Below are 10,998 nucleotides of genomic sequence, written 5' to 3' on the forward strand. Positions count from 1 at the left end.
CATTGAGCATGCCGCGAGTGGAACCCGTTGGGTCTTACGGGTACCAATCGAAACCACGGCCAGCCAGCCCTGGTATCAGATCCTGCCAAATGATGAAAGCCTCTGGTTTAGGCTGTCCGGCCCTCTGCCTCTGGCCGAACTGCTGGGCGGACAAACGGGCGGGGCGCGCTACGACTACCTGGGACTGATGATCGTTAGTTGCCGGGAAGAACCGTCGGGCAGCTGGGAACTCCAGCAATTCTCCGTCGGCCCCACAGTGGACATGGCCCGCTAGGAGAACAGATGCTGGAATCAACATTGATTTCCCCTTCCTTCCTTGATGTAAGCCACCCGCCAACGGCATGGCAGAGTTACCATTACACAGATGGTGGACATACCTATATCCCAGTCCAATATGATCCAGCAGGCGGCCCCGAAAACCGCCCATCCATCTGGGTCAACGACCTGATGTGGACCATCGACACCCCGGAACAGCCACACTCGATCTTGGCCCTCATCTATTACCGAGACTGGTGTTTTGACGGACCGCTTAATCTCTCCAGAGCCAAAATCAGCTGCCGTCTTCGCGGCGACAACCTCCAACTCCATGGCGCCAAATGCTATTTTTGGATCGTCTCATACACACCAAGAGTTACCCGCTGGCACTATATCCATCACCCTATCCCTATCTGTCACAATGGCTGGGGAGAACCGACAGAGATCCCTCTGCTTCCAAACCAAGAGCTCTGGCACCGAAGCTTCAGCGCAGACCGGGGCCACCCAAGTCCCCTTGGCCAAACCCTCCGCACCTGCTTCAGCTACGGCTTTTCATTTGTCGGTTTTTCTAAAAAGGTTACCGGTCGGCTAGGGCTTGCCGATTTTACAATCACGACCCCAGTAGACCCACACTGGCCGTTTTCCTTCAACAACAGACACACGGAACCCAGATTTCCATGGATGACGGTAAGCCGGAAACACCGCCGACAGGTGGAAATTGATCATCCGTCAAATCAACGGCCCGAATTCCCTGCGCCAAGCGCTACCAAAGGACTTTATCTGAAGGATGACTTTCTGCTCTTCCAGGAAACAAAGCCTGCCTTTGCCTATCTCGCTTATGTCCGCGCCGAACACAGCACAAAGGGCAGAAACCTGCATAATGCCATCGTCCTGGTCCGTCACACCCTGGATGGATTCAATGCCCATAACGGCAAGGTGGTTTTTTTTGTTGAACACGCCGCCTCTAATACCCGCTGGGTGCTATGGTCGGCAATTGAGAATACCGACAGGTGCCCCTGGTACAATATCCTTGCAAATGAAGAACGCCACTGGCAGAGACTCAGCGGCGACCAACCCTTGCGCGAAGTTCTCGCGGGCAAAGAGGGCCAGGCGGGGTATGACTATTTCGGGCTCTTGATCGTTGGGAGCACTGCCGTACCGGAAGGCCGTTGGGAACTGAGCCAATTTTCAATTGGTCCAGCTATTGATGCTTGAATTAAGGATTTATTTCCAACAATTAACTGATAGGGAGAAATTCTACCCTGGGAGGATAAAACTCCTCTTTTAGAGACGGACCGGGATTCCATGTCCGTACAAAAAATGTTTGACCTCCTGCGGGGTCTGTTCAGTAAAGTGAAAGATACTGGCCGCGGCCACAGCTGCGGCATGACCCTCGGTAACGGCCTCCAACAGATGGCGGGCATTGCCGGCGCCACCTGAGGCGATGACCGGGATGGTTACCGCATCACATACCTGACGGATACACTCCAGCTCGAAACCGGTCATAGTCCCATCCCGCTCAATAGAGGTCAACAGAATCTCTCCAGCTCCCAACGCCTCGACCCTCCTTGAGAAATCCACCACCTCAATCCCTGTGGGCTTGCTCCCGGCATGGGTATAGACCTCATAACCGCCTGCCCTCTTCTTAAAATCAATAGACACCACTAGGCACTGAGCGCCAAATCGATTGGCCACCGCAGTGATCAGCCCCGGAGTTTCAACTGCGGCCGAGTTAATAGCCACCTTATCCGCCCCTACCATCAGCAAACGATGCACATCTTCCACTGAACGTACCCCCCCACCGACGGTCAGCGGCATGAAACATTCGTCGGCCAGATCATCGACAATCTCGAAGTCGGGCGGGCGTCTCTCGCTGGTGGCAGAAATATCGAGGAAGAGCAACTCGTCCACTCCTCGCAGGCTATAAACCATAATTGCTTGCAGAGCGCTGCCGACCCTCCGCCAGGAGTCAAAGCCCACCCCCTTGACCAGGCCAAAATTTTTATACAGCAAAGTAGGAATAATTCGGATCTTCAGCATAGGGCAATAAAGTTCCGCAGTAGCCATTGTCCCATCGCCAGGCTTTTTTCCGGATGAAACTGAACACCAAAACAACGATCACGGCCCACCGTTGACACAATGCCACCGCAGTATGGGGTCCGGCTCATAATGTAACGCTCATCACAACAAAAATGAAAGCTATGAACAAAATAGAAGTCAGTGCCAGTAGGTATTCCTTCAGCCAGTAAGCACTCTGCTGCCCACACCACCTCGTTCCAGCCAACGTGGGGAATTCGGGTCTCCGGTGCATCAGGGATCAAACGCACGATCTCACCGGGGATCAGATCGAGCCCTGCGATCTTCCCTCCCTCGTGACCCAGGCTGGCCATCAGCTGCATGCCAAGACAAATTCCCAAAAAGGGAACAACCTCACCCAGCACTCGCTGCCTCAGAGGCGCCACAAAGCCACGCTCGGTCAGATTGCGCATGGCATCGTTGAAGGAGCCGACACCGGGCAAGATGATGCCATCGGCAGATGTAACCATCTCCGGATCGTCAGTGATCACCGGTGTCCCGCCACACTTTTCGACAGCCCGACCAACCGAATCAAGGTTGCACAGGCCATAGTCAATGATTGCAATCTCCTTCATGGGTTATCGTCATTAACCTTGGTAAGATTCCCGTAGCGGTCCTTCTCCAGACGGCCCTTGGCATCACAGACAAAAATCTTCTTGTTGGTGAACCGATCGCAGAGCTTGACAAACTCGTCCAACGACATATCGATCTCCTCCAGAATTTCTTCCAAGCGGCGGCCAAGATAGAGCCAGGGAAATTTGCCATCGTGACGTTTGACCAAAGGCATGGCATTCTGGCGCGAAATCCGACCCCGGCGAATATGGAGGCAAGCAATATCAGTAGCTCGGCCAAAGCCGTACTTCAGAAACTTGAAATAGTCATGAATTCCAGTCTGGTAATTATCCAAGTTCTCGTAGTTGGCAAAAGACCCCTCAACAAACTGAGGGCACGTCTCAAAGCCGTGCCCCTGGGCAATAATTGAGTTATGATACCCGTCCCAAGGCAGATAATAGCCAAGAAAGAGCCCTGTTACCCCAACCCTCTTGAGATCCTCGTCGCTTGGATAAGTGTATTGAATAAGATGTCGCCGCTCAATCCCGTCAGTACCGATAAGGTCCGACACCCTGAGTCCCAAAAGACCGCCGAACTCTTCCAACCAACTCCTGCTCAAAGTGTTGTTGTCTGCATCGGCTGCCGGTCCGCCGTACTCATTCTGAGAGTTCTCTCCCCAAATAATAAGCGGGATATTGAGCTGTACCGCCATCCTTACCGGCACCGTAAAAATAGTCACATGCTCCGGCCAGGAGATGTCACCGATATTGGCCAGGGCAAACTTGTTAATTTTGCCCCGCACCCGGCGATCAGTCGTCACCTCGATATAATCGACCCCTAATGATTTAAGGTTATCGATATTTCGCCGCCCAATATCAGAGAGCGAACAGGTAGTGGAAGTGACACAGAGTGGGTTCATCCCCAACTCCAGCATCTTGATCACCTGAAAATGGCTATCCTTACCGCCACTCACCGGCACAATGCAATCGTAGTTACTGCCATCACGATTACGATAGCGTTCGAGAACGGAAATGAGTTCCGTGTGCCGAACAACCCAATCGACATGACCACGTTTCTCATAGTAACGACAGGCGCTGCACACCCCAGAATCATCAAACTCAAGATCAGGCTTGGTTTCCGGCATAACGCACGAAGAACAGTAACGGATCATGATAAACTCCTTTATCTTTTATCCAGCGAATACGCCGTCAAATCTTGTAAGCGATGCCAACATAACCACAAGGCACTGTGTCTGGCAATTCGCCGTAAATCTTAAGCCTTGGATCAAGACAAAAATCTTCCATAGGCCCTATCGCCTTGACCAAAGAAATATGAAATTTATTGGCGAACAAATCATCAATCCCCTTCCGGGTAAACCTATGATAGTCGTGCGGAAAAGAGTGATACGCCAGATTAAGCGGCACACCGAAAACAAACAACCCGTCATTAGCCAATACCCTATAAATCTCTGCCAATGCTGCCGGAACATCCGGAACATGCTCCAATGCCCAAACCGAAAAGACTACATCATAGGCCGCATCAGTAATGCAGGCAGAAAGGTCTTGAATGTCACCAACGATGTCCGGGAAATGCCATCTCTCCATGTCGAGTCTTTGGTAAGAAGAAGCTTGACTGAAGTACTCCCGGTACAATCCACCTTCCTTGTCTAAATCTTTTCCTGAACCTACGCTCAACACCTTGCCGCCCAATTCTCGGCATGTCAAGCGCAACCACTCGTTACTCTCCTTACGCAAAATACTTGGTAACGTAGAATTCTGGTTAAAAGTAAGGGCATGGCGGTAACAGGATAAGGCCTCGGCATTGCATCCATGCCGATTAAAACCATTCCCCAACAGCATACAGGCATCAACTGAATCAAATCGACGCACCAGCGCTGCACGATAATAATCTAGAGCCTGTTGAACACTGCCTTGCTCATCACAGAGATTTCCTAATGAATACCAAGGAATCACATTCTCCGGATCAATCGCTTGCGCCTTCAAATAATGTGCGATCGCCCCCGACTGATCGCCAATCTTCTGTAACGACTGACCAAGACGAATTTGTGCTTTTGCCCACGCTGGTTGCAACTCAACAACCTTCTTGAAAAGATCGACCGCTCCAGCATCGTCCCCTTGCAGATCCAAGGCGATCGCCAAATTAAAAAAATAATACGGAGGAGGGGCCGTATGGACAGCAACCGCCCGCATCAACCTCTCAACAGCCAGATCATTCTCGCCTTTTTGACAAGACATTACACCCAGCATATGTATTGCATCGGGGTTATCTGAATCATGGGCAAGGATACCTTTATACACTCCTTCCGCCTCATCAAATTGGCTGTTATTAAACAACTCAAAGGCTTGTCCCAACGCTTTATCCGTATCACTTGAGATAACATTCATTTCTTCTCTCCTGGTCTTCTTTCAATAGAGCAATGCCACCCTTAAATCAGATGATGACGGGATCATTACAGACATGCTGCCTAAACACAACCGCGGCTATCGTCATGACTTGCCTCCGACAGGGCCTGCCGCACCTCAGCAAAGAGCCCGATCCAGTCTCCTGGCCGTTGTTGCCTGAACAGACGCATAGTCGGATACCATGGGCTGTCCTCCCGATAAAGCATCCACCGCCAATCCGGAACAAAAGGCAGCAGCACCCACACCGGCTTACCCATCGCCCCGGCAAGATGGGCCACCGAGGTATCGACCGTAATCACCAGATCCAGGTGAAAGATCATAGCCGCCGTATCAGCAAAGGTGGCTAGGTGCGGCGCGAGATCAATGACTCCTTCCGTCAGCACTGATTGTTGCCCTTGTTTCTGCAAACTGAAAAAGACCGTGCCTGGCGTCTCGTGCAACATGGAAAAATCTTCATATTGGCAGGACCTGTTTCGGTCGTTACGATGACTTGGATTCCCTTGCCAGACAATACCGACCTTCCGTGAGCCTCCAACTTGATCAAAAAGCTCCTGATAGTGCTTGACCCCCTCCGAGTCGGGAGTGAGGTATGGGACAACAGCTGGCAGATCACTCAAGGTGATCTCCAAGATCGCCGGCAGATTGAGCAGTGGTACCTGATAATCAAATAATTCAAGTGAGGCTGCCACCTGTTGCCGATCAATAATCTCCACCCCTGACAGAGATCGTAACAGCCCACAAAGCGAAGTCTCACAGGCCAAGATAATCTTGCCCACCCGCTGGCGAATCAGTGGGAGAAAGCGAATAAACTGAATGATATCACCAACGCCCTGTTCGGTATATACAAGGAGAGATGCCTCTGGACTCCACTCTCCGCACCACTCCGGCTTGGGTAAAAAAACAACAGGTGTTTCCTTGCGCCGCCACCGCCATGCGTACTCCTTAAATCCCGCCAAGAAATCGCCCTGTATTAACAGGCAATGACTTAGATTCCAATGAGCCTCAACCATGTCCTGGTTCAACGCTATTGCCCGCCGGTACATGGAAAGTGCTGTATCGATTTGATTCTGCTTCTGCCAGTAACATCCCAGATTATAATACGCCCGGTCAAAGTCCGGATTACATATCACAGCCTGTTGATATGCCTTAAAGGCCTCAGGATAGTCCCCAAGATCAAAATAGGAGTTACCCAGATTAGAGTAGGCATCTGCGAAATCCTGTTGAATAGCTATGGCTTGTCGGTAAGTGGCAATCGCCGCATCAAAGTCGCCGACAGCATGATAGACTAGGCCAAGGTTGTTGATCACCTTAATGTTCTCCGGATCTAAAGCCAAGGCATGCATGAAGCGAGTAATCGCCTCTGCATAACGACCGGTTTCGCTCAATGCAATTCCCATATTGTAGTGCGCCAGGATAAAATCCGGTTTGATGTCCAAGCAATGACCATAAAAGGCAATCGCCTCGTCGAAACGGCCCTGAGATTGAATCACTATGGCCAGTCCGAAAAAAACCTCACTATTGTAGGGGGTTAGAACAAGCGCCTGGCGATAGGCCAACTCTGCCTCGGTATACCTTGCGAGTTTCTGCAGGGTAATCGCCATATTGAAATGAACTTCCGCATCCCTAGGACACATTGAAGCCACTCTGCGATACTGGTCAAGGGCCTGAACACGATCTCCGGCATTAAAAAGAGAATTCGCCAATTGAAAACGAATAGCCGGATCTTCCTCAATGGCTAACGCCTGACAAAAAGACTGAATTGCCTCTTCTCCCCTTCCTGTCTTTTCAAGAACAAGGGCTAGATTGACCCAAGCATCATAATAAGTGGGCAACAACCGGGCCGCCTCCCGAAAGTGATCAGCGGCCTGGGACAATTCGCCTCGCATCGCCAGAATATTACCAAGATTAAAATGAGCCTCGGCAAACCCAGGATCCAACAGCACAGCCTGAACCAAGGCCGCCTCTGCCTCACTATACCGACCAACCGCCAGCAGAACGACACCTAGGTTACAACGATAAAGGGAATCATCAGCAATCGCTGCCACAGCCGCATGTAAAAGGCGGAGCGCTGCTTCATTATCGCCCTGCTGGTGCCGAATCAAGCCAAGAAGCGCCATACTTTTACCGTCGGCAGGGACACGAGCAAGACGATGCACACAAAGCGCCTCGGCCTCGCCGATGGCTCCGGCATTGAAAAGACGGTGGGCTTCATCGATCTCCGAGATAATTAAAGGAGGAACTGAAGACAAGTGCCTCTGCTGTGAAAAATCAGAATACATAAAAATTACAGTCCTGGTTCTTAGTCAGTGCTCCAATATATTAACACATAATCACACATCGCAGCATTCACGTAACATGTATCTCTAGTTCGGCAGAAACGAGCCAAAACTTGAAAAAAAGTAGGATACACACTGGCGCCAGCCAAACCAGCATCCTCTCTTGCGAGAATGCACCGCCATAAACAAAGCTATCATCACACCCTAACCAGCTGAGCTTGATCGATTTCTTATTGAACGATCAGGAGGACATGGTACATAAAGAAGTATACAATGGCACATCCGCTATGATGAATTAGATGATCCCCTTTAGGAGAACTTGTGGCATGACTCTATTGACTGATTGGTGGCAATCAAATATCGACGCCCTGGCCCAGCTGCGCCCTGCGATTTACGAACAAATTCATCGACATCATCCAATCCCGGTCGGTCGTTTAATAATTACCTCATCCGGCTTCACCAATCTGATCTATGAAATGGATCAACCATCAAGCCACACCGCCTACCACTGCGACACCCCGTGGCAAGATGCAGAAGCTCACCTGGAAATTGTACCTCCAGATTCACATGGACTGGTAGTTTTTGTCGGTATCGGGCTTGGCTATGGTCCTCTCCTCCTCCTGAATCAACGGCCCTCAATTCCACGTATCGTCCTCCTTGAGCCCTCCCTCGACCTCTTCTGTGCCGCACTACGCGCACTGGACCTCCGACCGCTCATCTCCTCTGACAAGGTGGAATTTTTCCTCGGCGAAGTAGACATGACCATGTTTGAAGAATCCGTTGCCCGCATCGCGGCCCTTGAAGATACCCACATCCTCCGCCACGCCCCAAGCTTCACATGGAACAACGCTCTTTATGGCGCCTTGAACGACCGTGCCTATATGCTGCTCAATCAGTTAAACGCTGGCGGTGGCACTACCCGAAAATGCGGCCGCATGTTTTTTCACAACCGATATGAAAATCTCGCCTTGTTGCGACACAGCCACAACCTGGATCTACTCAAAGGTCTCTGCGAGAAGCGACCAGCAGTGCTGGTGGCGGCTGGCCCCTCCCTCGACCAGAGCCTACCGGACCTCAAGGCTTGCCAAGGGAAATGCGTATTAATCGCTGCCGATTCAGCTCTCGCTCCTCTGCTCAAGGCTGGAATCACCCCAGACTTCGTGACGTCCATCGACTTCCTCGACCTCAACTTCGAGAAACTGACACCATTTCTCAACCAGGAATGGCCCTTTTCACTGGTTACCATGATCAAGGCCACGCCCTTGGTCCCCAAACGATTTCCAGCTCGACATCTCTTCCTGGCCTTCAGTGAAGATCGCCCCCATGACTGGATTGTCGAAACGCTTAACATCAAGACCCTAGCCCCCTCATGCTCCTCCGTTGCCCACCTCTCCTTGGGCTTGGCTTTGATCTTAGGAGCCGATCCCATCCTGTTCGTGGGTCAGGACTTGGGCTTTACCACCTTGTGTGGCGATCACGCCAGCGGCACGATCATCATGCGCCAGGATCTTCCTCAGGATCGGGAGATCTTCCATGCCCCGGCTATTAACGGCGGCACAGTGCCCACTGACCGGCAACTTCTCTCGCTGAAGAAACACTTTGAAGACATCATCGCCTCGACACCACGCCATTACCTGAACGCTTCAGCCGCCGGGGTTGTGATCGATGGCGCCCCGGCAATACTTCTGGACAAAGCAATACACCACTATATGCAGCAAGAAATGTTCACTGTCACATCCTTGGTCGATAAAGCTATCGACACCACCCCTGCCGTCCCAGTTGCCTCCTTTATTAGACGCTGCCGCAGTTCTATTAAGCACATCGACGTCCTCCGCAAGACCCTCGCAAAAACAATCGGTCTAGCCCACCAGGCAAAAGGGCACGTTGCCGATCTGCTTAAACAGAGCCGGAGCATCCCATCCTTTGACTCCCTTCCTCAAACTCTGGCACGCCAACTGAGTAACTTCGACGCACTTAACCGAAGCCTTGACCAACAAGAGCCTTTTTGGATTCAACTCCTGGAGCTAAATTTCGAAATCCTCTCAGAAAATGACCGTTGGCAACAAAAGAATCAAAAAATCCGTGAACAGGAAGGGTATTTAAATTGGTTGTCAGTAGAACTCGACCGTATCGACTCGGTTAACCAATGTCGGAACGAGTCAACTGCAACGTATCGTCAAACCCTTTTCCACCTCATCACCCATCTGCATCAAGAAACAACCCTGCTTGAACGCAAGCCTCCGGGAAGAGAACGAGACCTAACTCTTATTCGTCTCTACGTTCACACCGGCGATCTTATGACTGCCCGGCGACTCCTCCCATCCCTCCTTGCCGCTCACTCCTCTGATGCCGAAGCCATGCTGCTTGCCGGAGAAATAATGGCCGGGACACTCAACATCCCGATGGCCAATCAACACTGGGCCACCGCCATAGAGTTGAAACCGGAACTTGCTTCCCGGGTCACAGCCCTCCGTCAACGCTATGCTGATGAGTGGCTCGGCGCAGCAGATAGGTACGCAAACGCCAATGAAGGGGGCGACAACTTTCCCCATCTCCTGCCGATATGGCTGGGACGGGCCGATGCTCTCATGGCTGAAGGGCAGCAACTGCCCGCCCTGACCGCTCTCTGGAAAAAACACGCCACCTGTTTGGAGGAGTGGCTGAAAGCAGAAAAGTGGCAAACCGGAGAATTGATCCTTCAGGGGTGGCAGGTCATCGCCCATCGTCTGCCCGCTATCCACTATCACCGGGCAAAATACGCAGCTGCGCGCAACGACCACCAGGCAGCCCTCGACATGATCGAAACAGCCTTGTCCCTGGATCAAAACAAGGCCCAGTGGCAAGCCATGGCCGCCCGGCAACTCCTCGCCCTGGGCCGATTCAACGAAGGGATCTCCCACCTGCAAAAAGCAGTATCCATAGACCGATCGACGGCAGACCTATGGGAGGAAATCGGTGAAAACTTGGCACGGAGCGGAGACTTCAATGGCGCGATCATGGCTTTCGAACGATGCTTCATAGCCCTGCCTGACCACATCGATGTCCTCCGAAAAATGGGTGACTGCTACCTGAACCTGCACCAACCTTCAGCCGCCATCGCCGCCTATGAAGCCGCCCTAGCCAAAGAACCGACCCACAATGCCTCGCTTGTCGGCCTAGCCAACGCCAAAAAATAAGCAAAAAACCTCATCCTCACTCCTGCCTTTTTTTATGCCCAAGAAGCCTGTCAGAGCTAAGACATAACGTATTTTCCACCGGATTCAGATCGCTGAACTTTTCCGATTACCAGGACTCTCAAACTTCTCCATCATCATCCTCCTCACTATGCCTACCCAGTTATACTCCTCACCCACCCGCCCCTCCCTTTTTCTCTCACAAAAAAATAAAAACATTCAAGCTCTGCCAATCTCCGCCGA

7 protein-coding genes are annotated in these 10,998 nt (G+C 51.7%); 2 read left to right on the plus strand and 5 right to left on the minus strand.

Translation table 11 applies throughout. The features are described from left to right. The first annotated feature begins 282 nt into the window (after positions 1-282). Entirely contained in the window at positions 283-1,470 is a 1,188-nt protein-coding gene (locus FP815_03185) for a hypothetical protein (GenBank protein ID MBA3013940.1), read from the plus strand. 69 nt (positions 1,471-1,539) lie between these two features. On the opposite strand, the gene hisF is transcribed toward FP815_03185, so the two are convergent. From hisF to FP815_03210, 5 genes are all read right to left on the minus strand, one after another. Beyond that, positions 1,540-2,295: an imidazole glycerol phosphate synthase subunit HisF gene (gene hisF / locus FP815_03190; GenBank protein ID MBA3013941.1), complete on the minus strand. Its 756-nt coding sequence runs from the start codon at positions 2,293-2,295 to the stop codon at positions 1,540-1,542. Further along, positions 2,289-2,906: an imidazole glycerol phosphate synthase subunit HisH gene (gene hisH / locus FP815_03195; GenBank protein MBA3013942.1), complete on the minus strand. Its 618-nt coding sequence runs from the start codon at positions 2,904-2,906 to the stop codon at positions 2,289-2,291. Before hisH ends, hisF begins: the two co-directional genes overlap by 7 nt. After that, positions 2,903-4,054: an N-acetyl sugar amidotransferase gene (locus FP815_03200; GenBank protein ID MBA3013943.1), complete on the minus strand. Its 1,152-nt coding sequence runs from the start codon at positions 4,052-4,054 to the stop codon at positions 2,903-2,905. The genes hisH and FP815_03200 overlap by 4 nt, the downstream gene beginning before the upstream one ends. A gap of 37 nt (positions 4,055-4,091) precedes the next feature. Next, a complete protein-coding gene (locus FP815_03205; GenBank protein MBA3013944.1) occupies positions 4,092-5,288 on the minus strand; it encodes a tetratricopeptide repeat protein in 1,197 nt (398 codons plus the stop codon). Between the two features lie 80 nt (positions 5,289-5,368). Next, a complete protein-coding gene (locus FP815_03210; GenBank protein ID MBA3013945.1) occupies positions 5,369-7,585 on the minus strand; it encodes a tetratricopeptide repeat protein in 2,217 nt (738 codons plus the stop codon). A gap of 296 nt (positions 7,586-7,881) precedes the next feature. Between FP815_03210 and FP815_03215 the strand changes: the two genes are divergently transcribed. After that, positions 7,882-10,758 (plus strand): DUF115 domain-containing protein, encoded by a 2,877-nt coding sequence (locus FP815_03215; GenBank protein MBA3013946.1) that lies wholly within the window; start codon positions 7,882-7,884, stop codon positions 10,756-10,758. Positions 10,759-10,998: the final 240 nt, after the last annotated feature.

It is taken from the genome of Desulfobulbaceae bacterium (assembly GCA_013792005.1).
Classification (GTDB): Bacteria; Desulfobacterota; Desulfobulbia; order Desulfobulbales; family VMSU01; genus VMSU01.

Bases quoted from the DNA above. Each gene is read 5' to 3' on its own strand.
- FP815_03185 (MBA3013940.1), top strand. From the start codon at position 283: ATGCTGGAATCAACATTGATTTCCCCTTCCTTCCTTGATGTAAGCCAC.
- hisF (MBA3013941.1), bottom strand. From the start codon at position 2,295: ATGCTGAAGATCCGAATTATTCCTACTTTGCTGTATAAAAATTTTGGC.
- hisH (MBA3013942.1), bottom strand. From the start codon at position 2,906: ATGAAGGAGATTGCAATCATTGACTATGGCCTGTGCAACCTTGATTCG.
- FP815_03200 (MBA3013943.1), bottom strand. From the start codon at position 4,054: ATGATCCGTTACTGTTCTTCGTGCGTTATGCCGGAAACCAAGCCTGAT.
- FP815_03205 (MBA3013944.1), bottom strand. From the start codon at position 5,288: ATGAATGTTATCTCAAGTGATACGGATAAAGCGTTGGGACAAGCCTTT.
- FP815_03210 (MBA3013945.1), bottom strand. From the start codon at position 7,585: ATGTATTCTGATTTTTCACAGCAGAGGCACTTGTCTTCAGTTCCTCCT.
- FP815_03215 (MBA3013946.1), top strand. From the start codon at position 7,882: ATGATCCCCTTTAGGAGAACTTGTGGCATGACTCTATTGACTGATTGG.